Origin of the sequence: Paracoccus alkenifer (assembly GCF_900108405.1) — a bacterium.
GTDB classification, from domain to species: domain Bacteria; phylum Pseudomonadota; class Alphaproteobacteria; order Rhodobacterales; family Rhodobacteraceae; genus Paracoccus; species Paracoccus alkenifer.
Genome location: NZ_FNXG01000008.1, coordinates 1 through 21,050, shown reverse-complemented (window position 1 = coordinate 21,050; position 21,050 = coordinate 1). Strand labels below are relative to the sequence as shown.

20 protein-coding genes are annotated in these 21,050 nt (G+C 62.7%); 12 read left to right on the top strand and 8 right to left on the bottom strand.

Going from position 1 to position 21,050, the window contains the following annotated elements; translation table 11 throughout:
• The first annotated feature begins 191 nt into the window (after positions 1-191).
• Both BLW83_RS14460 and BLW83_RS14455 read left to right on the top strand, forming a co-directional pair.
• Positions 192-902: a tyrosine-protein phosphatase gene (locus tag BLW83_RS14460; protein WP_090848969.1), complete on the top strand. Its 711-nt coding sequence runs from the start codon at positions 192-194 to the stop codon at positions 900-902.
• Between the two features lie 106 nt (positions 903-1,008).
• On the top strand, positions 1,009-1,899 hold the full coding sequence (locus tag BLW83_RS14455) for a DMT family transporter (RefSeq protein ID WP_090848967.1): 891 nt from the start codon (positions 1,009-1,011) through the stop codon (positions 1,897-1,899).
• A gap of 112 nt (positions 1,900-2,011) precedes the next feature.
• Here BLW83_RS14455 and BLW83_RS14450 read toward each other — a convergent pair whose 3' ends face one another.
• From BLW83_RS14450 to BLW83_RS14425, 6 genes are read right to left on the bottom strand one after another with little or no spacing between them, the layout of a single operon-like run.
• Positions 2,012-2,929 carry an SDR family NAD(P)-dependent oxidoreductase gene (locus BLW83_RS14450; protein WP_090848965.1) on the bottom strand — a complete coding sequence of 306 codons (918 nt, stop codon included), beginning with the start codon at positions 2,927-2,929 and terminating at the stop codon, positions 2,012-2,014.
• 10 nt (positions 2,930-2,939) lie between these two features.
• Entirely contained in the window at positions 2,940-4,127 is a 1,188-nt protein-coding gene (locus tag BLW83_RS14445) for an acyl-CoA dehydrogenase family protein (RefSeq protein WP_090848963.1), read from the bottom strand.
• A gap of 2 nt (positions 4,128-4,129) precedes the next feature.
• A complete protein-coding gene (locus BLW83_RS14440) occupies positions 4,130-4,999 on the bottom strand; it encodes an HpcH/HpaI aldolase/citrate lyase family protein (RefSeq protein WP_090848961.1) in 870 nt (289 codons plus the stop codon).
• Positions 4,996-5,448 (bottom strand): MaoC family dehydratase, encoded by a 453-nt coding sequence (locus BLW83_RS14435; protein WP_090848959.1) that lies wholly within the window; start codon positions 5,446-5,448, stop codon positions 4,996-4,998. The genes BLW83_RS14440 and BLW83_RS14435 overlap by 4 nt, the downstream gene beginning before the upstream one ends.
• 14 nt (positions 5,449-5,462) lie before the next feature.
• Positions 5,463-6,656, bottom strand: coding sequence for an acetyl-CoA acetyltransferase (locus tag BLW83_RS14430; RefSeq protein ID WP_090848957.1), 1,194 nt, complete (start codon positions 6,654-6,656; stop codon positions 5,463-5,465).
• A gap of 4 nt (positions 6,657-6,660) precedes the next feature.
• Positions 6,661-7,770, bottom strand: coding sequence for a hypothetical protein (locus BLW83_RS14425; RefSeq protein ID WP_177172589.1), 1,110 nt, complete (start codon positions 7,768-7,770; stop codon positions 6,661-6,663).
• A gap of 490 nt (positions 7,771-8,260) precedes the next feature.
• Here BLW83_RS14425 and BLW83_RS14420 point away from each other — a divergent pair, with 490 nt between their 5' ends.
• The 4 genes from BLW83_RS14420 (at position 8,261) to BLW83_RS14405 (ending at position 12,617) form a co-directional block, all read left to right on the top strand.
• Positions 8,261-9,268 (top strand): phosphotransferase family protein, encoded by a 1,008-nt coding sequence (locus tag BLW83_RS14420; RefSeq protein WP_177172588.1) that lies wholly within the window; start codon positions 8,261-8,263, stop codon positions 9,266-9,268.
• 10 nt (positions 9,269-9,278) lie between these two features.
• On the top strand, positions 9,279-10,175 hold the full coding sequence (locus tag BLW83_RS14415; RefSeq protein ID WP_090848951.1) for a MaoC/PaaZ C-terminal domain-containing protein: 897 nt from the start codon (positions 9,279-9,281) through the stop codon (positions 10,173-10,175).
• 227 nt (positions 10,176-10,402) lie between these two features.
• Positions 10,403-11,572, top strand: a complete 1,170-nt coding sequence (locus BLW83_RS14410; RefSeq protein WP_090848949.1) for a DcaP family trimeric outer membrane transporter — start codon at positions 10,403-10,405, stop codon at positions 11,570-11,572.
• 73 nt (positions 11,573-11,645) lie between these two features.
• Positions 11,646-12,617 carry a DUF7064 domain-containing protein gene (locus BLW83_RS14405; RefSeq protein ID WP_090848947.1) on the top strand — a complete coding sequence of 324 codons (972 nt, stop codon included), beginning with the start codon at positions 11,646-11,648 and terminating at the stop codon, positions 12,615-12,617.
• Between the two features lie 60 nt (positions 12,618-12,677).
• Here BLW83_RS14405 and BLW83_RS14400 read toward each other — a convergent pair whose 3' ends face one another.
• Positions 12,678-13,439 carry an enoyl-CoA hydratase-related protein gene (locus BLW83_RS14400; RefSeq protein ID WP_218139143.1) on the bottom strand — a complete coding sequence of 254 codons (762 nt, stop codon included), beginning with the start codon at positions 13,437-13,439 and terminating at the stop codon, positions 12,678-12,680.
• A 56-nt stretch (positions 13,440-13,495) separates the two neighbouring features.
• A complete protein-coding gene (locus BLW83_RS14395; protein ID WP_090848943.1) occupies positions 13,496-14,029 on the bottom strand; it encodes a MarR family winged helix-turn-helix transcriptional regulator in 534 nt (177 codons plus the stop codon).
• A 196-nt stretch (positions 14,030-14,225) separates the two neighbouring features.
• Between BLW83_RS14395 and BLW83_RS14390 the strand changes: the two genes are divergently transcribed.
• From BLW83_RS14390 to BLW83_RS14365, 6 genes are all read left to right on the top strand, one after another.
• Positions 14,226-15,374, top strand: a complete 1,149-nt coding sequence (locus BLW83_RS14390; protein WP_090848941.1) for an acyl-CoA dehydrogenase family protein — start codon at positions 14,226-14,228, stop codon at positions 15,372-15,374.
• A gap of 108 nt (positions 15,375-15,482) precedes the next feature.
• Positions 15,483-16,628: an acyl-CoA dehydrogenase family protein gene (locus tag BLW83_RS14385; RefSeq protein ID WP_090848938.1), complete on the top strand. Its 1,146-nt coding sequence runs from the start codon at positions 15,483-15,485 to the stop codon at positions 16,626-16,628.
• A 101-nt stretch (positions 16,629-16,729) separates the two neighbouring features.
• Positions 16,730-17,623: a MaoC/PaaZ C-terminal domain-containing protein gene (locus BLW83_RS14380; protein WP_090848936.1), complete on the top strand. Its 894-nt coding sequence runs from the start codon at positions 16,730-16,732 to the stop codon at positions 17,621-17,623.
• 43 nt (positions 17,624-17,666) lie between these two features.
• Positions 17,667-18,845, top strand: coding sequence for an ABC transporter substrate-binding protein (locus BLW83_RS14375; protein ID WP_090848934.1), 1,179 nt, complete (start codon positions 17,667-17,669; stop codon positions 18,843-18,845).
• Between the two features lie 214 nt (positions 18,846-19,059).
• On the top strand, positions 19,060-19,539 hold the full coding sequence (locus tag BLW83_RS14370; RefSeq protein ID WP_177172586.1) for a TRAP transporter small permease: 480 nt from the start codon (positions 19,060-19,062) through the stop codon (positions 19,537-19,539).
• Between the two features lie 25 nt (positions 19,540-19,564).
• Entirely contained in the window at positions 19,565-20,857 is a 1,293-nt protein-coding gene (locus BLW83_RS14365; protein WP_090848928.1) for a TRAP transporter large permease, read from the top strand.
• Positions 20,858-21,050 lie beyond the last annotated feature (193 nt).

Here is a 21,050-nt window from a genome sequence, read left to right as displayed (position 1 = left end):
TCGGCATAAAGATTCTTCTTGCATGCACACAGTTCGCTAGCTTATATTTTCTGATGTATGAGGATACGGATCACGAAGCCGACGCCTTGAAATCACAATTCGGCTATTGGCGCTCGCCTTCCGACCCGACGCGAATTGCGTAGCGCCGCCAGACAGGCTTGCCCGATGCATGTTTCCAGAGAGGATACGGTATGCTGCTGAACTTCCGTGAGGTCGCAGGCCTGCCGGGCCATGAAGGACGCAGGATCCGGCCGGGAATGATCTTTCGCGGCGGCGCCGTCACCGACCCGACCGCGGCCTTGCTGATGTGCGACCGGCGCATCGCCACGGTCTACGATCTGCGCAACCGGCATGAAGAGGCCAGGCGCCCCTCGGCCCTGCGCGGCCTTGGGCTGCGCCATCCGGTCCGCCAGCATGAAATCGACCTTGCCGCACCGATCCGCATGCTGCGTGACGGCGCTGGCAATGCCATGGACAACCGCGCCACGATGCTGCGGATTTACCGTGAACTGCCCCATCTTTTCCAGCCGACGTTCCAGGCGGTCTTCGCCGACCTGCTGGCCAGTGACGGGCCGATCTATATCCATTGCGCCGTTGGCAAGGACCGCACCGGCGTCATGGTCGCCCTGCTGTTAAGCGCGCTTGGCGTCGGACGCGAGGCGATCGAGGGCGACTATCTGCGCAGCAACGACGCCTATGGAGATATCGCCGCAAGCTTCCAACTGAGACACCCCCAAGTGGCGGCAGCGGACAATCCCGCGCTGCGCCCGTTCATCCACGTCGAAACCGACTATCTCGACGTGTTCCTGAACAGCATTCAGACCCCCGATAGCTATCTGCGCCGGCAGATCGGTCTGGACGAGGCGGCGCTGGCCACCCTGCGCCAACGGTTTCTGGATTGATTCCTGCACCTCTTGTTGCCGCGCCTTTCGTCCACCTTCGGCCTTGGATGACAGTCTGGCGCCTTACACGTCGCACGCACCGCGTTTCTGGCAAAGGGCAGGCTGGATGACGATACCCCTCAGCCCCGCCACTCCGCACGGGCGCGGCCAGCAGGCAAGAGGCTTCTACTGGGTCTTGCTCGCCTTTTTCCTGTTCTCGCTCTGCGACGTTCTGACCAAGCAGGTTTCCACGAGCTATCATCCGATTCAGGTTGCCTGGGCGCGGCAAGCAGGGCTTTTTGCCGGCGCCATCGGCATCTTGTGGGCCGGTGGGCGGTCGGTTTTGCGGTCGCGCCGTCCAGGATTGCAGATCCTGCGCGGCGTGACCTCGATCGTATCGACCATCTCTTTCGTGGCGGCGCTGCGTTTCCTGCCCTTGGCCGATGCAACAGCAGTCACTTTTGTCGCACCGTTGCTGATCACCGCACTGGCGCCTCTGTTGCTTGGCGAATACGTCAGCTTGCCGCGCTGGTGCGCCGTGGGGGTCGGACTGGTGGGCACGCTGATCGTCTTGCGCCCCGGCGCAGGCATCGCCCAGCCCGCGACGCTGCTCGTCCTGCTTTGCGCGACGGCCTTTGCGCTGCGTCAGATCTTGTCGCGCATCCTCGCGGGGCTGGACCCGCTTCGCACGACGATTGCATGGTCCGGACTCATCACGACCTTGGCACTGACTGCCGGACTGGCTGTTGTCGGGGCCGTTCCGGCCAGCCTTTCCGATATGCTGATGCTTTTTGGCCTCGCGGTTACCGCCGGTTGCGCCGAGTTGGCGCTGATCCGTGGATTTTCACTGGCCGCAGCGGCCACGCTTGCTCCAGTCCAGTATTCCTTGATGGTCTGGAGCGTCCTGTGGGGGATACTAGTCTTTGACCAGTTCCCCGACTTCTGGACGCTGGGCGGCGCAACAATCATCATCGCCTCGGGCGCCTACAGCATCTGGCGACAGGCCGAGCGCCCCTGATTTGTCGATCTGTGCGATATCCTCAGGGGGTTCGTCGAAGCCCGGGTTTACTCATTCCTAGGTCGGCACCGAACGAGCCGGCACGCGAACTGGCTCGAAACAGGCGGTTCAATCAGACCGGATCCCAGGTGAAGACATCGCCCGACTTGTGCAGCGGATAGAAATCGTTGCGGAACATCGGGAAGACCCGCTCGGCCACGGTTTCCGGCGTCCAGCCGTCCGACGTATGCGCGGTGCGTATCGGACGCGGCTGCGAAAACAGGTAGATCTCGTTGTTGCGCACGCCGAAGATCTGGCCGGTCACATCCTTGCCCGCGTCCGAGGTCAGGGCCACGACAAAGGGCGCGATCTTTTCGGCAACCAGCTTTTTCAGCCCCTCGACCCGCTTTTTCTGCTCCGGCGTGTCGTCGGGAATTGAGGACACCATGCGCGTCCAGGCAAAAGGCGCCACCGCGTTCGAGCGCACGCCAAAACGCTGCATGTCGATGGCGATCGCCTTGGACAGGCCGACGATACCCAGCTTGGCGGCGGTATAGTTGGCCTGCCCCAGATTGCCGATCAGACCCGAGGTCGAGGTCATGTGCACATAGGCGCCCGAACCTTGTTCCTTGAAATGCGGGGCAGCGGCGCGACTGACGTTGAAGCTGCCCTTGAGGTGGACTGCGATGACGGAATCGAACTCTTCTTCGGTCATGCGGTGGAACAGCACGTCGCGCAGGTTGCCGGCGTTGTTCACCACCGCGTCGATGCGGCCAAACGAGTCAAGCGCCGCCTGCACCATCGCCTGAGCAGCGTCCCAGTCGGCGACAGAATGACCATCGGCGACGGCCCGGCCACCCATCGCCTCGATCTCGGCCACGACCTCCTGCGCGGGGCTGAGGCCGGTTTCGGTCGCGCCGCTCAGCGCCACGCCCAGATCGTTGACTACCACCGCAGCCCCCGCCCGTGCCATGTCCAGCGCGATGCCGCGCCCGACGCCACGGCCGGCGCCGGTTACCAGGACCACCTTGCCTTCCATTGCCTTGGTCATGACAGCCCTCTCAGTATGATTTCGGCAGGCCGAGAACCTTCTCGGCGATGAAGCTTGAGATCAGCTGCTCGGTGATCGGGGCGATGCGGGTCACCGCCACCTCGCGGAACAGCCGCTCGACATGATATTCCTTGGCATAGCCAAAGCCGCCCATGGTGAAGATGGCGCGCTCGCAAGCCTCATAGCCAGCGCGCGCGCCCAAAAACTTGGCGGCGTTCGCCTCGGCCCCGCAGGGTTTGCCGGCGTCGTAAAGCTCGGCCGCCTTCATCGCCATCAGCCAGGCGGATTCCAGATACATCCAGCGTTCGGCCAGCGGGTGCTGGATGGCCTGGTTCTGGCCGATGGGGCGGTCGAAGACCACGCGTTCCTTGGCGTATTGGGTGGCCCGGCGCAACGCGTCCTGACCGATGCCGATGGCCTCGACCGCGATCAGCACCCGCTCGGGGTTGAGGCTGTCGAGAATGTAGCTGAACCCCCTGCCCTCGTCGCCGATCCGGTGTTCGTCGGGAATGAACAGATCGTCGATGAAGATGGCGTTCGAATCCACCGCCTTGCGGCCCATCTTGGGAATGCGCTGCACGTCGATCTTGCTGCGGTCGAGATCAGTATAGAAGATTGTAATCCCGTCGGTCGGGCGCTTGCAGTCCTCGAACTTGGTGGTGCGGGTCAGCAGCATGATCTTGTTGGCGACCTGCCCGGTCGAGGTCCAGACTTTTTGCCCGTTCACCCGATATCCGCCCGGCACCTTTTCGGCAAAGGTCTTGATGCGGGTGGTGTTCAGCCCGGCATCGGGTTCGGTAAAGCCGAACGCAACCTGATCGCTGCCCGCGATCAGCCGCGGGATCCATTCGGATTTCTGTTCATGGGTGCCGTGGACCACTATCGGATGCGGCCCGAACAAGTTGATATGAACCGATGAAGTCGCGGCCATGCCTCCGCCGTGGCTGGCGACCTCGTGCATCATGATCGCGGCCTCGGTCACGCCGAGACCCGCACCGCCGTATTCCTCGGGCATGGTGATACCCAGCCAGCCGGCATCGGCCATGGCGCGATGGTATTCGCGGGGAAACACCCCATCTTCGTCACGGGCAAGCCAGTAATCGGCATCGAAATCCGCGGCAACGGCGCGCACCCCCTCGCGGATAGCGGCGCGGGTTTCGGCCAGTTCCTCGGCGGATTGGGTGGTGGTCTGGGACATGGTTATCCTTCCTGCACACTGGCGAGGGTCCGCCGCGCCTGTTTCAGATGGGGAATGTCGTACATCTTGCCGTCGATGCCGATCGTCCCCAGCCCGGGGTCCGCATCAAAGGCCGCGACGATGCGGGCCGCCAGCGCCAGATCCTCGGCCGACGGGGCAAAGGCGCGATTGATCGGGCCCACCTGCGCCGGGTGGATGGCCAGCCGCCCGGCAAAGCCGTCGCGCCGCGATACCCCGCAGGATTCGAGCAGCCCGGCTTCGTTGCGGAAATCAGCGTAAAGCGTATCCAGCGCCGGCACCTCGGCCGCCGCCGCCGCCATCAGGCACAGGCTGCGGGCCAGTTGGTAGGGCTGCGACCAGTCGCCGTCCGTCCCCTTGTTCGAGGTGGAACCGACCACCGCCGACAGATCCTCGGCCCCCCAGGTCAGGGCCGCCAGCCGCGGATGCGCGGGCGCGTAGGAACCAAGGTTGAACATCGCCTGCGCGGTTTCCGTCGCCACCACGATGATGCGGATGCCGCCCGCCGGCAGACCGGCGCGGGCTTCCAGCGCATCCAGATAATGGCCCACCTGCGCCACATCCTGCCCGCCGTTGGCCTTGGGCAGGATCACCCCCGCCAGCCCCGGCCGCACCACTGCCGCCAGATCGGCCAGCGTCAGCCCGGTGTCCAGCGCATTCACGCGGACCCACAGCGCCGGGCCGTCCGAGGCTTCGTCCAGCCAGCCCGCGACCATGGCGCGGGCGGTATCCTTGTTGGGGGGCGCCACGCTGTCCTCGAGATCGAGGATCAGCCCGTCGGCCCCGGTCTCGCGCGCCTTGCGGTATTTTTTTTCGCTGTCGGCGGGGACGAACAGCAGCGATGTCAGCTTCATGCCGGGCGCTTCATCATCAGGGCCAGACGCTTGCATTCACAGACCACCTCGTCGCGCTGGTTCAGGCCGCGATGCAGGAAGGTGACGATGCCCTGCGTCGGGCGCGACTTCGATTCCCGCTTGGCCAGCACCTCGGTTTCGGCGCGGATGGTGTCGCCTGCAAAGACCGGCTTAGGAAATCTGACCTCTTCCCAGCCCAGGTTGCCGACGGTGGTGCCCAGCGTCGTTTCACCGACCGAAAGCCCCACCACCAGCCCCAGCGTAAAGACGCTGTTGACCAGCGGCCGGCCGAACTCGGTGGTCTTGCAATATTCGTGGTCGATATGGATTGCCGCGGGGTTCATGGTCATCGTCGAGAACTGCATGTTGTCCCAATCGGTGACCGTGCGGCGCACGTCATGATGAATGACGTGGCCGACCTCGAGCTCTTCGTAATACTTCCCAGCCATGCGCTTTCCCCTTGTTATTCGAGCCGGCCCAGCACCGACACCGCCGCGACCGAATTCGACGGCTGGCCGCCCAGGTTGTGCGCCAGGCCAAAGTCGATGTTCTTCAGCTGGCGCACACCGGCGCGGCCCTTCAGCTGGGTGTAGACCTCGTAGGCCATGCGCAGCCCCGAGGCTCCGATAGGATGGCCAAAGCATTTGAGCCCGCCGTCGGTCTGACAGGGCACCCGCCCGTCCGCGTCAAAGGCGCCATCCAGCACGTCGAACACCGCGCGGCCATCCTGCGACAGGCCCAGATCCTCCATCGTCACCAACTCGGTGATCGAGAAACAGTCATGGACCTCGGTCAGGCCGAGATCGGCGGCGGTGATCCCGGCTTCCTCATAGGCGCGGCCCGAAGCGATCCTGGTGTTGCGCACATAAGAGCCGTCCCATTCGCCATACTGCATTTCCCACCCGTTCGAGGCGCAAACCTGCACCGACTTGACCGAGACCAGCGCGTCCCTGGACAGGCTGCGGGCGATTTCGGGCGTGCAGATGATCGCGGCCGCCGCGCCGTCGGAAACGCCACTGCAATCGTAAAGCCCCAGCGGGTCGGCAATCATCGGGGCGTTCAGGATGGTTTCCATCGAAACCGCCTTGCGCAGATGCGCCTTTTCGGCATGAACCCCGTTCTGGTGCGATTTCCACGACACATGCGCCATCGCCCGCTTGAGATCGACGGCGTCGATGCCATAGCGCGCCGCATAGGCACCGGCCAGCTGCGCAAAGGTTCCGGGCGCCGAGCCATAGGGCATCCACAGGTCGTTGACCGAGCCCTTGGTGCGGATCGGCAGGCCGCCAAAGCCAGTATCCTTCAGTTTTTCGGCGCCCAGCGCCAGCGCGATGTCCACCGCCCCCGAGGCCACGGCATAGGTCGCGGCCCGCAGCGCCTCGGTCCCGGTCGCGCACATGTTTTCCACACGGGTGACCGGCATTGACGGCAGCCGCAGCGCCGTGGCCAGCGGAATGGCCGAGTTGCCGACGTTCACGTCGTCCAGCGCCGAGCCAAGCCAGGCCGCGCCGATCTGGTCGCGGCTGATGCCAGCGTCGGCCAGCGCCTCGCCGAAGGCCTCGGCCATCAGCATGTCCGAGCTCATGTCCCACCGCTCGCCAAAACGGGTGCAGCCCATGCCGAGGATGACGGCCTTGTCGCGGATACCTTGCGCCATGGGTTTACTCCTTTGCTGCAAGCTGCGGCCGCTCCAGCGGCGCAGCCTTCCAGAAATAGCTGCGGAACTGCCGTTGCCGGTCGATGGCCTTGATGCGGAACCGCATCCGCACAGGCGCACCGACCTCTGGGGCCACGCCCTTGGCGTCGCAATGCTCCATCACCACGCGGGCGCCGTTCTCGAACTGCACAAGCCCGAAATAAAACGGCGGGTCAGGGGTAAAATTCAGGCGGTCCGCGGTGATCGAAACCACGCGCGCAGGCTCGTCACGCAGGATGACATCTTCGTAGCGGCCGGGCTCGGACAGCGCCGGATTGACCGGAAACGGAGTCTTGGGGAACTGCACGTTGCCGCCCTGATCGCGACCGCCGATAAAGCCGTGCATCTCGCGCCCGTGACGCACCAGCACGCTGGCCGAGACCTTCTGGTTCACCTCGGCGCGCGGTCCCCAGTCAAGCTGGATGCCGCCGGTCAGGGACAGCAGGCGGGAATAATTGGTCAGCGGTGCGCCTTCGTCCAGCGCCTGATGCGCAGGGCGGCGCCGGGTCTTGCCCGTCACCTCAAGCAGCAACACGTCACAGCCATTGCCACAACCCGCCAGCAGAACGATCTGCCCCGGCTCGGCCTGCTCCAGCGCCATCGCCAGTCCGAAAAGCGGGGCGGCGGCGCCAAGCTCACCCGCTTCGGCCCCCAGCCGCTCGATCATGTTCGGTGCGGTCAGGCCCAGCTTTCGGGCAGCGGCGGCATATAGCCCCGACACCGGCTCTGGCACCACGGCCAGCACCACATCACTAGCCTGCAAGCCAGCGTCCGCCAACGCGGCCTGTGCGGCTGGAATCAGGGCTTCGGACAGCATGACGTCACGGACAAACCGATCCTCGGCGAGATAAGGAAATCCGCGCGCGACCGAAGTATAGCTGTCCAACAGATCAAGGTTGACCCGACCCGCCCCAAGCAGCCGCGCAACGCCGGGGCCGTTGCTCACGACGACCGCCCCTGCCCCGTCACCCCAAGTCAGGTTCGCGGCACTGCCCGGCTGGGTGGCACGTTTTTCTCCGGCCACGATCAGTTCGGCCCCTTCTGCACCGCGCAGGGCGTGCAGCAGGGCGGACACGGCGGAACGGCGGCAATTTGCCAGATCGACGGTTTCGACATCGCGAGGAAGGTTAAGCGCCTGGGACAACAGGACGGATTGAGAACGGTCCGAGAAGGCCGAGGATGTCGAAGCGAAAACCACCCTCGCAATCGCCTCGCCCACGGGCAAAGCCGCCTCTCGGGCAGCTTCGACCGCCTGCGTCAGGGCATCCTCGTCCCAGCCTGCCACTGCGCGTCGACCCCGGCCGTTGCCGCCCAGCCCCGCCCAACTCAGTTCAGCACGCGCGGACTTTCGCTCGAATCGCAGCAATGGCAGGTAAGCGCCGGTGCTTTGGATAGATCTGTTGGCCATGCTGCCTCCTCAGATGCAGGGGGAGTATGCACTATCGCATACTATACACAAGCATAACAATTGGCTTGAACTATGTTCTTTGCATCATAATATGCAAGCAGTCAAAACCCCGGCCGGCCCACCTGCCGCGCACATAACCTGCAGACAGGACACAAAGATGGAGTGGAGCTGGACCGAACCCGAACGTGAGCGCATGCTCGCGTGGCTCAAGACCCGCAAGCTGGTGCCCCATGACAGCCAGCCGGTGGTGAAGATCATCGGCGACGGGCATTCCAACATCACCTCTCTGGTCGAGTTGGGCGATTCGCGACTGATCCTGCGTCACCAGCCAGTCATTCGGAAGAATGCGCCAGATGTGCTGCGGGAGGCGCGCCATATCACCAAGCTCAACACGGCGGGTGCACTTGCGCCGCAAGTGCTTGCGATGGCCGAGGCCGGCGAGGCGCTGGACGTGCCACTGTATGTGATGCAGCATGTTTCCGGCATCGTAGTGTCCGGCGACCTGCCCGAGCCGCTGCGGCAAGACCCAAACGGCATGGCCCACGCGATGATCGATGCGCTGGCCGATCTGCACGGCCTCGACGCAGCTCTGGTCACATCGCGTCCGCTGAACGATCCCCAGGCAAACCGGTCGCATTTCGCCATGATACGCGGCTTGATCGACGGGCTTGACGGACAGGAGGGTCAAGCCTTGCGTGCCATGGCGGACCGGCTGGACGATCGGGTGCCTGATGCGGCCCGGCAATGCATTGTCCACAGCGATTTCCGGTTGGGCAATCTGATGTGGACGCCAGACCTGCCGCCCCGTCTGGCAACCGTGCTGGATTGGGAACTCAGCACTACCGGCGATCCGCGTCTGGATCTGGGCTATTTCATGATTGCCTATCCTGCGCCGGGAATTACTCGCACACCCTTGCAGGATCTGGGCCGGGCGCTTTATCAGGCCGATTTTCCGCCGATTGCCGAGCTGCTCGACCGTTACACCGCCCGCACCGGCCGGGTGCTAGCAGATCTGGAATGGTTCGCCGCTTTTGTTGCCTGGAAAACGGCCGTTTTCTATGTGCTGTCGCGGCAACGTGGCGAGGATCGTTATTACGACACTGACGCGCATTGCCGCGGCTTTCTTGGGGCCAGCGCCGACCATCTGGCACGTCGGAACAATTGACGAGAAACGAATGGATATAGACGCATTGCGCCGCTTCCGCTTCGATCGGACCCGGCAGAGCTATTCTCAAAAAGACAGCATCCTGTACGCACTTGGACTAGGCTACGGCAGCGACCCGGTGAGTGCGGACGAGCTGCGCTTTACCTATGAGCAGGATCTGCGCGCAGTCCCTTCGATGGTGAATATCCTGGCACATCCGGGACTTTGGGTGCAGCGGCCCGAATTCCAGATGAACTGGCGCCAACTGCTGCACGCAGAGCAGCGGTTCGACATCCTGCGCCCCCTGCCCCCCGAGGGCGAGATCAGCGCGGATTATCGCGTTACCGGTGTCGTCGACCGGGGCGCAGACAAGGGAGCTTGGCTATATCTGCGCAAGGATCTGGCCGACGCTACGGGCCAGCCTATCGCGCGGGTAAGCTCCACCTACCTGCTGCGCGGCGACGGCGGGTGCGGTATGTTCGGCACCCCCGAACCCGCCTTGTCGTCCCTGCCGCAACGCCCCGCGGACCGCGTTCTGCGCCACACCACTCTGCCGCAGCAGGCGCTGCTGTATCGGTTGAGCGGCGACCTGAACCCGCTGCATGCCAGCCCCGAGGTGGCACGGCAGGCCGGATTCGACCGGCCGATCCTGCACGGTCTGTGCACCATGGGTATCGCCTGCCGGGCACTGATTTCGGCCCTGTGCCCGAACGAGCCGGGACGCCTGCGACATCTTTCGCTGCGGTTCTCGCAGCCGGTCTATCCAGGCGAAACCATTGAGACCGAGATTTTCGACGCTGACCCCGGCGAAGTCCGCTTTCGCGCCCGGGTGGTCGAACGCGACGTGATCGTGCTGGATCGTGGGCGCGCCGCACTGGCGCCGGCAGTTGCACCGGCGCTGGACGAGATGGAGTCAGCCCCGACTTGATCCGGTCGAGGCACAGTTTCCCGCACCCCTGTTAACCAGGATGTGCACCCGGAAGGCACCGGACTGCGCCCTGTTTCCCCAGCGGGATGTCACGCCATCAATGCGATAGTGGTTTTTATGCAAGCATATCGTGACATCCGCATATAAGTCGCTTGGTTACTATCAGCTTTGCATGTAACGTCCTCGTGTGCGCCGAAACTCGGTGCGCGACATTTTGGGAGGAACTGATGTTCGGAAACTACCGACCCTCCACCGCAATCGCGGTGGGTCTGATTGCCGCATCCTCGTCGCTGGCTGCCAGCGCCCAGGCTGAAACGCTTTCCCAGCTTGAAGCACGTATCGCGGCGCTCGAAGCGAAAGAGCAAGAGCCGACGCAGATCACGAACCGCCACGGCATGCAGCTGACCTTTTACGGCAAGGTCAAGGTCGATGCGGTGATGGACAACAACTACGCCCTGGGTCCGACGACCGGGGGGCTGACGGGCATTCTTGCTAGCACGGCAAAGGACAACGCCCAGAAAATCCACGCCTATCAGACGCTTTTCGGCTTCCGCGCCGAGCAGGATACTGATTACGGCAAGCTGCGCTTCAACATCGAGGCTGACTTCTTCGGGGCGAACAACAACCTGCGGATCCGGCATGCCTACGGTCAACTGGGCAACTGGACCCTGGGTCAGACCTGGTCGACGTTTTCGGTGCTGAACGAAGCGCCGGCGGTCTGGGACTTCAACGGCCCCGCGGGTCCGGCCAGCTTCCGTGTGCCGCTGATCCGCTATTCGCAGGATTTCGGCACGGGCAGCAACATCACTGCCTCGATCGAAGAAGACTACAAGACCTATGCTGATCGGCCCGCGTTTGCCCTGGCAGCAAGCCACAAGATGGACATGGGCAGCATTCGCGTCGCGTATATCAACCGCAAGCTCGATCACGGCGCCGGCACTGTCACCGGCTGGGGCGCGAATATCGGTGCCACGCTCAAGCCGTGGGAAGGCGGGCTGTTGCAGGCCAGCTACACGCGTGGCGAGGGGATTTCCTCGATCATGGGCTTCAGCGGGGGGGCAGGTCAGCAGGTCACCGCACCGGCGACGCAGACCTTCTTCGACGTTGATGCTGCTGGCAATGCGGTCGAGATGGATGGTTACAACTTTGCCATCAGCCACAAGGTCCGCCCGGACCTGTCAGTGCTTGCGGCATATGGCTCGCAGAAATACGACTCGTTCGCTGGTGAGCGTGTCACCGACACCCGCAAGCTCCAGTCGGTGCATGTCGGCGGCAAGTACAACCTGATGGACAACGTCGCACTGGGCGGTGAGGTCATCTGGGAAAAGCGGAAGCAGTTCAACAGCCAGACGGTCGACAACACCCGGCTGCACCTGAGCGCGACCTTTGAATTCTGAGTCCTGACCAAAGGGACGAGCCGCAACCGGCTCGTCCCAGACAGAAATCCGATCTCGACAAAGGATAGGCAGCATGCCCAACGCCCGCTACCTGCACAAGCTGGACCCCGAACTTGCCAAGCTGGCGCGCCCCCAGGACGACCTGCGCCATCAACCCGCTCCGGGGGGGCAAATGCGCGATTCGCTGTTCTGGCAGGTCAGCATGGCCGACGAAAAGCTTTGCCTTCAGGTCTATTTTTTCGCGACCGACGACGGCAATGCCGGCTGCAACGTCTGCCTGTGGGGCGAAGGCATCACCCCCGAGGTGGTGGATTTTTATTCCGACACCGTTCCCGACGACAGTGACTTTTCGTCGGTTAGCATTGCGGGCCTGACGCTGCATCAGGACATTCATGCCCAACGCTCGACAATCGCCTATGAGGGTGCACGGCTGAAACTGGATTTCAACTTTTCCGGACTACACGAGCCTTTCAGCTATCATGCCAACGCCGACGGCCTGCCCGGATGGATGGCCGCAAATCGTATCGAGCAAAGTGGAATTTTGCAGGGCTGGCTCGAGATCGACGGGCGCCGGGTGTCGCTTGACGGACGAATCGGGCACCGCGACCATTCCTGGGGCCTGCGCGAATGGGGGATGCCGCAGCATTGGAAATGGCTGGCGGCCTATACCCCCGACGGTGCCATCACCATGAACGGGTGGATCTGGATCGCGGGCGGTGAGCGCGGGGTGGCCGGCTATGTGGCCCGGGACGGCAAGGTCAGCCCGATCACCGCGATCCGCGACCACACCGAATACGATGCCGAGATGATCCAGAACGCCGCGACGATGAGCATCGACTATGGCGCGGAACAGCCGCTGGAACTGCGGTTCGAGACGTTTTCTGCAATCCGCTTTCCCAGTTCCAAGCGGAATCCGATCACTATCACCGAGGCCGGCTGCGCCGCGACGCTGGACGGCATCGCCGGGTCTGGGCAGTTCGAGACCCACTGGCCGACGCCCTACCTGGATTATCTACGCGGGCGCAAGCAGGCGCCGGAGGGCTGATCGCCGGCAGGTTGTCTGCGCGGAATCATCATCCACCCGCGCAGAGAGCTGTCGTCCCCGTCAGCCCCGCCCGCGCAGGGCGGCAATTCGCATCTGGATTTCTGCCGCACTTACGCGGGAATTAACGGCAATTGCGGTTTCACGTTCAATCTCCAGCGCGCCGTCAAACGAAACGCCGGCACCTTTGCGCAGCAACTCCTTATACGCTTCGACGCCACCTGGGGGGGCCGCCAAGCTCTGCGCGGCAAGGTCAAGCGCGGTGGGCAGCAGCGTCTCGGGCGGGACCAGATGGTTGATAAGGCCCCAATCCAGCGCCTCTTGGTCCGAGAGGAACCGCGCGGTCAGCGCCAGTTCCATGGCCCGGGCCAGCCCCACGCGTTCGGCAAGCCGAACCGAACCGCCCCACCCCGGAAGCAGCCCGACCCGGCTATGAGTATCGGCAAAGCGCGCGCCCTTTGCGGCGATCAACAGGTCGCACGCCAGCGCAAGTTCCAGCCCGCCGGTCACGCAAAGCCCGTTGATCGCTCCGATCACCAGGCCCGAGAAACCCCTCAGCGCCGCCACGGGGTCGTGTTTCCATGCACCCGCCGCTGCCGCGCCAGCGCTGCCCCATTCCGAGACCTCCAGCCCCGCGGAAAATGCCCGCCCGGTTCCAGTCAGGATCAGAACCCGCACCGCCGGATCCGCCTCGAGCCGCGCCACTTCGGCGATAAGCGCCTTGCGCAGCGAAACCGAAAGCGTGTTGAGCCGCTCTGGCCGGTTCAGGCGCAAAACCGCCCAACCCTCGTCGGAAACTTCCGTCAAAAGCTCAGAAATGGGCATAAGCCCCCCCAACTTATTCATGCTGGCTTAAGAAAAGAGCAAACCTGCGGCGCTTCTTAAAGTTCTTCCTCGGCAAGATATTCGCTGCCCGCGGTATTCCCATGCAGTTCTCGCATGATGTTGGCTTTCATTTTGGCCAGAACCTCTTCGGCCACCGGAATGAATTCTTTGGGTATTTCATTCAGGATCAAAGCGTTGAGCTCTTGGCTGACGCTTTGCATCTGTCGCAGTGTAGCCCGACCCGCCTCGGTCACCACCACCCGCTTCGCGCGGCGGTCGTTCGCGCAAGGCATCCGGCGCACAAAACCTCCAGCTTCGAGCCGATCAATCAGGCCGCCCACGGTCACCTTGCCCACGTCCAGAACATTCGCCAGTTCGGTCTGCAACATCCCCTGCTCGCCAAGGGTCTTTTCCGACCGGCCCAGCTGCGCCAATACCCACCATTGCGAGCGGGTCACGCCCAGCGGCTTCATCTTCTGATCGAACAGGGTGCGCCGCAGGCGCGAAACGTCATGCACGAAATAGCCGATCCGCAGATCGCTGCTGGCGCGGCCTGATTTGTCGATGATGCCAGTGTCTTTCTCGTTCATGGGGAAGCCTTTGTCATGGAAATATGCAGTTGCCTGTGTGCGAAAACCGAACTCTCGACCAGGTTCAAGATCACATGATATCCAAGCTTATGTTGTGCCACCAGCGCCAACACACTACAAGCCGAGATTATTGTTCGCTTGCATAATATATTCAAGCACTACAAACTGCTGGGCGAGCACTGGGGGGATTCGGACAATGCTTTTCACCGAAGAGCAACAGGCTATACGCGACATGGCCATGCGCTTTGCCCGCGAGACGCTGCAACCCGGCTATATCGCCCGTGAAAAGCACGGCGGGCTGGACCGCGACTTGATCCGCGAACTTGGCAGGCTGGGCTTTCTGGGTGCAGATCTGCCCGAGAACCTGGGCGGACTGGGCACCGATTCGATCATGGTCGGGCTGATCGCCGAGGCGATGGGCTACGGCGATTTTTCGATCAGCCAGGTTCCGGTGAACGTGTCGCTGAACGCGGCAATCCTGCTGCGCCATGCGCCGCGCGCCATCGTCGAGGAATGGGTGCCGCAGATGGTCCGCGGCGAAAAGATCATGTCGATCTGCCTGACCGAACCCCGCGGCGGCTCGGACGCGGCCAACATCCAGCTGCGCGCTCGCAAGCGCGGCTCGGACTATGTGCTGACCGGCGAAAAGACCTCGATCACCTTCGCGACCGAGGCCGACATCCACCTGGTCTTTGCCCGCACCGGTCCGGTCGACAGCGGAGCGCGCGGAATTTCGGCGTTCTTCATCCCCGAAGGCGTGGCGGGGATCGCCACCACCAGCTTTGACGACATGGGCTGCCGGCAGATCGCCCGCGGCTCGGTGTTCTTTGAGGATGTGGTGGTGCCGGCCGAATATATGCTTGGCGACGAGGGCGGAGGGTTTTCGCAGGTCATGCAGGGATTCGACTATTCCCGCGCCCTGATCGCGCTGGAATGCTGCGGCGCCGCGCAGGCATCCTTGGACGAGGCATGGGATTATGCCCGCACGCGCGAAGCGTTCGGGCGACCCGTCGGGCAGTTCCAGAACGTGTCCGGGCCGCTGGCCGACCACGACACGCTGGTCACGGCGGCGCGGCAGTTGGCGTGGCACACGCTGCAACTGCGCGAGGCCGGCAAGGACCACACCGCCGAAGCCGCGATGTGCAAGTGGTTCGGGCCCAAGGTTGCCTTTGACGCGATCCATCAGGCACTTTTGACCGAGGGGCATTACGGCTATGTCACCGACAGCCCCCATCAACAGCGGATGCGCGACGTGCTGGGCTTGCAGATCGGCGATGGCACCGCCGGGGTAATGAAGCAGATCATCGCCCGCAGCCGCATCGGCCGGGCCGCGGTGCAATACTGAAGGTCTGGACCCCGGGCGCAAACCTGTGTCGCAGTCGAATCTGCTTTACGGCACTCTTTCGTATGATATGCTACATTACTAAATAGCATTTCGGAGGAGGCAAGGCTCATGCTGCCCAATCGCGCGATCTACGACGAGGATCACCAGCAACTGCGCGATACCGTGCGCCGCTTTGTTGCAACCGAGGTCGCTCCGAACTTCGCCCACTGGGAAGAAACGGGCATCGTCGCACGCGAATTCTGGTCCAAGGCAGGTGAGGCCGGGCTGCTTTGCCCCACCGTTCCTGAAGAGTACGGCGGCATCGGCGCCGATTTCCGCATGAACATGGTGGTCTGCGAAGAGATGGCGTATTCCGGCTTTGCCGGGCCGGCTGCGGACATCTCGGTCCATTCGGATGTCTGCCTAGGCTATCTGATCCAGCACGGCACCCCTGAACAAAAGGCACGCTGGCTGCCCGGGATGGTTGACGGGTCAGTGGTCTGCGCAATCGCAATGACCGAACCCGGGACCGGGTCAGACCTTCAGGGCGTGCGCACCACCGCGACCCGCGACGGCGACGACTATGTGGTCAATGGGCAAAAGACCTTTATCTCGAACGGCCAGCATTGCGATATCGTGATCGCGGTGACGCGCACCAGCACCGAACGCGGCTCGGGCTCGATGAGCCTGATCGTGGTCGAAACCAGCCGTGAAGGGTTCCGCCGAGGCCGCAACCTCGACAAGCTTGGACAGCTTTCGGCCGACACTTCGGAAATCTTTTTCGACGACGTGCGAGTTCCGGCGGACAACCTGCTGGGCGGCGAGGGTCGCGGCATGAACATCCTGATGTCCGAACTGCCGCAGGAACGGCTGACCATCGGCGTAACCGCGCTGGCCGCCGCGCAACGCGCCTACGACATCACCGTGGCTTACGCGTTCGAGCGCAAAGCCTTCGGCAAGCCGATCGGCGACTTTCAAGTCAATCGCCACAAGCTGGCCGATATGAAGACCGAGCTGACCATCGGATGGGCCTTTGCAGATCAGTCCATCGGTCGCCATGTCAACGGCCAGTTAAATGCCGCAGAAGCTTCGATGGCCAAGCTGTGGCTTACCGAAATGCAAGGACGCATCGTCGATCAGTGCGTGCAACTGCACGGCGGCTATGGCTTCATGCGCGAATACGACATCTGCCGCATGTATGCCGACGCGCGGATCCACCGCATCTATGGCGGCACTTCGGAAATCATGCGCGAGCTAATCTCGCGGGCGCTGTAGCCGGGCCTGCGGCACATTCGAATGATTGACAGTATAATAATCTATATTACGGTATGGTATAGAAGCAAACTGCCGCCGGTCAGGCACGAAATGGTTAAGGCATGACGATCCGCTACCCCGACATCCTGGACCACGACTTTCCGGCAGGCCGGCAGACCTATGGCCCCAAGGACTGCATCCTTTACGCACTTGGCACTGGTTTCGGACGCGATCCGCTGGATCCCGAGCTGCTGCGCTATGTCTATGAACGGGATTTGCAGGTCTCGCCCACCTTCGCCACGGTGCTGGGAGAGAATACTGATTGGAGCAGTGACCCCCGACTGGGACTGACCATCAGCGGCCTTCTTCATGGCGAAGAGCATCTTACCCTGCACCGACCGCTGCCCGTCTTGGCGGAAATCCGCTGCGAAACCCGCTTCAGCGAAGTTTTCGACCTGGGGGCCGACCGCGGCGCGCTGCTGGTGATGGATCGTCGCATCGAAACTAGGGCTGGCGAGTTGCTGGCCGAGCTGCGCCGGATCGAGTTCGCTCGCGCCGACGGCGGTTTTGGTGGTCCTGCGCCGGGTCAGGGACGGATCGAGCTGCCGTCACTCGCCGACATGCCCCATCGCGCCCCAGACCGACAGGTGACGCTGGATATCGACCCAGCCACGCCGCTGATTTATCGGCTGTCCGGCGATATGGTCGCCATCCATGTCGACCCCGAGGCGGCGCGGCGCGCGGGCTTTGGCCGCCCTATCCTGCACGGCCTGTCCACTTTTGGCTTTTGCTGCCAGGCGGTGCTCGGGGTAGCGGGCAATTACGACAGCACTCGCCTGGCCCGCATCGGCGCCCGCTTCACGGCTCCGGTCTTTGGCGGGGACCGATTGCTGGTCAAGCTATGGATCGACGGCCCGCAGGTCCGGTTTCAGGCCGAGGTCCCCGACCGCGACGTCGTAGTGATCCGTGGCGGCTATGCAGAACTGAACACATCGGGCGCGACCGCCGCAAGCTGACACGCCCGCGACACCCATTAATGTTCCAGAGGAGGAGTATGGAATGAAACTTGCAGCAGTCGCTCTGTCGGCAGCGGCGCTTTCGGCAGCAGCCGGGGCCGCATGGGCGCAGGACACGGTCAAGGTCGGTGCGCTGATGATCGACAGCGGGCCCCTTGCGGCCTTTTATCAGTATTCAGTAGCCGGGCTGGAAACCGCGGTGGTCGAAATCAACGAGGCTGGCGGTATCAACGGCCGGCCGGTCGAACTGGTATCGATGACCTACTCCGGCACACCCGAAGCTGCCTTGCAGACCGCCACCCGCCTGGTCAAGAATGATAACGTCGCGGCAATCACCGGCATGATCCCCACTGCCGTGGCGCTGGCGATTTCAGGCAGGGCAACAGCGCTGGACACAATCATCATCGACCCGCTTTCCGCCGCGGTTCCGCGCTGCAACCAGAACTATTTCCGCATCAAGGCGTCCAGCGAGATGCTGGGGGCCAGTTACAAGGCCTTCCTTGCGCAGAACCCGGTGGAATCATGGGATACGATCGCCGGCGATACCACTTCCGGCCATGACAATGCCGAATCCTTCGCAGAGGACGTCAAGGAACTTGGCGGCGTGGTCCACAAGCAGTTGTTTACCCCAGTGCCCACTCCCGATTTTGGCACCTATATCACGCAACTGAATCAAGAGCCGGCCAAGGGGCTGCTTGCAATCATCTATGGCTCGGACGCCGTGACCTTTGCCAAGCAGCAGCAACAGTTCGGACTGCTGGACAAATACGATGTCGTGCTTGGCAACAACTTCGCCATTCCAGCCGTGCTGCCCGCGATGGGAGAAGCTGCTTTGGGCGTCATCCAAAACGTCAGCTACATTCCGCAGGTCGAGGATCAGGAAGTCCGCAAGTTCGCGGATGCGTTCGCCAAAATTGCCGGGCATGACCCGGACGACGTGGCCTTCGACATGTATGTCTCGATGATCGCGCTGGCGCAGGCGATGAACAAGGCCGGCACCGAAGATGCCTCGGCCGTGTCCACGGCGCTCGAAGGTCTGGTGATCGACAGCCCGGTTGGTCCGCTGGAAATGCGCGCCGAGGATCACCAACTGACCCGACCTTATATCTTTGCCGAGGTGGTGCCCGCCGCGCCCGACAGCGGCAAGGTGGTCGACTACGAGATCAAGACGATCATCCCTGCCGCGGACTACATGCCGCCCCCGGCGGACTGCTCAATGTGACACTGACCGCCCCGCCTTTGGCGGGGCGTTTCCATCCCATCGGATATTCGGTGACGTCAGTGCTACACATTGCTTGACGGTACCATACGCTACATAACAATATGCTTAACATAGCCCAGCGCACTGGCCGGATCGGAGGAGGAGCCCGATTTCGGGGAGCCATGCGCCGGGCATCCTGACGGAGGGGGAGAGGATGCGCCTTTTTCAAGGATTGGTGGCCATCGCTGCAGCGGTGCTAATCTTTTCCCTGATGATGCTGACGTTGTTCGACGTGATCGGCCGCAACATCCTCAACCACCCCATCCGCGGCGCGACCGAACTGACCGAGATCGGGCTGGTCATTCTCAGCTTCTTGCTGTTTCCCATTGTCGCAGTCCAGCAGCGTCATATCGTGGCCGATGTTGCCGATGTTTTCCAAAGCCGCGTCCTCGATGCGCTGCAACTGCTGCTGACGGCGGGTCTGGGTTGCGGGTTCTTTGCCCTGATCGCGTGGCGGATGTGGCTGATGGCCGAGCGCTCGGCGCGCTACAATGACGTCACCGCAAGCTTGGGAATACCGATTGCGCCGGTGCTTTATGCGGTGGCGGTGCTGGCCGGGTTTGGGGCGCTGTGCTTTCTGCTGCCGCTGCGGGATCTGCCGCGGGTGCTACGGACACAAGCCAAGGCGGCGGACCCTAGAAACAGCATTCTCTGACATCAAAAAAAGGGGCGCGACCGCCATGTTGCTTGCCGGTATCGGATTCTTCGCCTCGTTGCTGCTGATCTTCCTGCGGGTGCCGATCGCCATCGCGCTGGGCGTGACCGGCTACGTCGGCTTCGGCTATATCGTGGGGTGGAACCAGGCCGGCTCAATGCTGGCGTTGATGGCGCGCGAAAGCACCATGTCCTATGGGCTGGTGGTGATTCCGCTGTTCATCCTGATGGGAAATTTCGTCGCCGGGGCCGGGATTTCGGGCGATCTGTATCGCGCGGCGCAGGCCTGGTTCGGCCACCGCCGCGGCGGGTTGGCCACGGCCACGGTAATGTCCTGCGGCGGCTTTGCTGCAGTCTGCGGATCCAGCGTTGCAACGGTTGTGACCATCGGCAAGGTAGCGCTGCCGTCAATGCGCAAGTACCATTACGCTGACCAGCTAAGCACCGCATCGGTCGCGGCGGGGGCGACACTGGGCATCATCATCCCGCCCTCGATCATGCTGGTGATCTACGGCATCATGACCGAGACCCATATCGGGATGCTTTATGTCGCGGGGTTCATCCCCGGTATCCTGGGGCTGATCGGCTATGTGCTGGCGGTGCGCTGGACAGTATGGCGGCGCCCCGAAAGCGCGCCGGTCGCCGAACGCGCCGACCGTGTCGAGAAAGTCGATTCCCTCAAGCGTATTTGGTCGATCTGCGCCCTTTTCTTACTGGTGATCGGGGGAATATACGGCGGCTTTTTTACCGCGGCCGAAGCTTCGGGGATCGGCGCATTCGGAGCGTTCTTGCTGGCGTGGTCGATGGGCCGGCTGAGTTGGAGAATACTTTATGAGATCTTGGTCGATTCGGCCCTGACCTCGGCCATGCTGATCGCGATGCTGGTCGGAGCTTCGGTCTTTACCGAGTTCCTGAACTACACCAGCGCACACGAGGGTCTGCTGAACTTTGTTAACGACTCGGGATTGCCTCCGGTGGGTGTGGTCCTGCTGATCTGCGGAATCTACATCGTGTTGGGTGCGCTGATGGAGGAGCTGTCGATGATCCTGCTGACGGTGCCGCTGTTTTTCCCGATCGTGATAGGGCTTGGTTATGACCCGGTATGGTTCGGGGTATTGGTGGTAGTATTGTGCGAACTGGGGATGATTGCGCCGCCGGTGGGGGTTAATCTGTTCGTAGTTCGCACCATCGCCCGGGATGTCCCGCTCACTCAGATCATAAGGGGCATCGTCCCCTTCGCAATGGCCAATATCATCCGCATCTTCATCCTGGCGGTTTTTCCGGCAATCAGCTTGTTCCTGCCCCGATTGCTGTATTGAGCAAGGGTGCATAAAATATGTAAGCCTCGCTTATGACGCCCTTGCCCGCCTCTACCCCGCCCTACGAATTTCTTCGCAAACCTTGACGCCGCCCACAGGTGAGTTACACTTACCAGTAGCAGGCTGCACCCGGAGGAGGACCAGATGAAATCCTGTGTGATGGGGATCGACTTCGGCTCGACCACCGCAAAGG

What these genes read in the sequence shown, in the direction of transcription:
- BLW83_RS14460 (WP_090848969.1), top strand. Translation starts at nt 192, where the DNA reads ATGCTGCTGAACTTCCGTGAGGTCGCAGGCCTGCCGGGCCATGAAGGA.
- BLW83_RS14455 (WP_090848967.1), top strand. Translation starts at nt 1,009, where the DNA reads ATGACGATACCCCTCAGCCCCGCCACTCCGCACGGGCGCGGCCAGCAG.
- BLW83_RS14450 (WP_090848965.1), bottom strand. Translation starts at nt 2,929, where the DNA reads ATGACCAAGGCAATGGAAGGCAAGGTGGTCCTGGTAACCGGCGCCGGC.
- BLW83_RS14445 (WP_090848963.1), bottom strand. Translation starts at nt 4,127, where the DNA reads ATGTCCCAGACCACCACCCAATCCGCCGAGGAACTGGCCGAAACCCGC.
- BLW83_RS14440 (WP_090848961.1), bottom strand. Translation starts at nt 4,999, where the DNA reads ATGAAGCTGACATCGCTGCTGTTCGTCCCCGCCGACAGCGAAAAAAAA.
- BLW83_RS14435 (WP_090848959.1), bottom strand. Translation starts at nt 5,448, where the DNA reads ATGGCTGGGAAGTATTACGAAGAGCTCGAGGTCGGCCACGTCATTCAT.
- BLW83_RS14430 (WP_090848957.1), bottom strand. Translation starts at nt 6,656, where the DNA reads ATGGCGCAAGGTATCCGCGACAAGGCCGTCATCCTCGGCATGGGCTGC.
- BLW83_RS14420 (WP_177172588.1), top strand. Translation starts at nt 8,261, where the DNA reads ATGGAGTGGAGCTGGACCGAACCCGAACGTGAGCGCATGCTCGCGTGG.
- BLW83_RS14415 (WP_090848951.1), top strand. Translation starts at nt 9,279, where the DNA reads ATGGATATAGACGCATTGCGCCGCTTCCGCTTCGATCGGACCCGGCAG.
- BLW83_RS14410 (WP_090848949.1), top strand. Translation starts at nt 10,403, where the DNA reads ATGTTCGGAAACTACCGACCCTCCACCGCAATCGCGGTGGGTCTGATT.
- BLW83_RS14405 (WP_090848947.1), top strand. Translation starts at nt 11,646, where the DNA reads ATGCCCAACGCCCGCTACCTGCACAAGCTGGACCCCGAACTTGCCAAG.
- BLW83_RS14400 (WP_218139143.1), bottom strand. Translation starts at nt 13,439, where the DNA reads ATGCCCATTTCTGAGCTTTTGACGGAAGTTTCCGACGAGGGTTGGGCG.
- BLW83_RS14395 (WP_090848943.1), bottom strand. Translation starts at nt 14,029, where the DNA reads ATGAACGAGAAAGACACTGGCATCATCGACAAATCAGGCCGCGCCAGC.
- BLW83_RS14390 (WP_090848941.1), top strand. Translation starts at nt 14,226, where the DNA reads ATGCTTTTCACCGAAGAGCAACAGGCTATACGCGACATGGCCATGCGC.
- BLW83_RS14385 (WP_090848938.1), top strand. Translation starts at nt 15,483, where the DNA reads ATGCTGCCCAATCGCGCGATCTACGACGAGGATCACCAGCAACTGCGC.
- BLW83_RS14380 (WP_090848936.1), top strand. Translation starts at nt 16,730, where the DNA reads ATGACGATCCGCTACCCCGACATCCTGGACCACGACTTTCCGGCAGGC.
- BLW83_RS14375 (WP_090848934.1), top strand. Translation starts at nt 17,667, where the DNA reads ATGAAACTTGCAGCAGTCGCTCTGTCGGCAGCGGCGCTTTCGGCAGCA.
- BLW83_RS14365 (WP_090848928.1), top strand. Translation starts at nt 19,565, where the DNA reads ATGTTGCTTGCCGGTATCGGATTCTTCGCCTCGTTGCTGCTGATCTTC.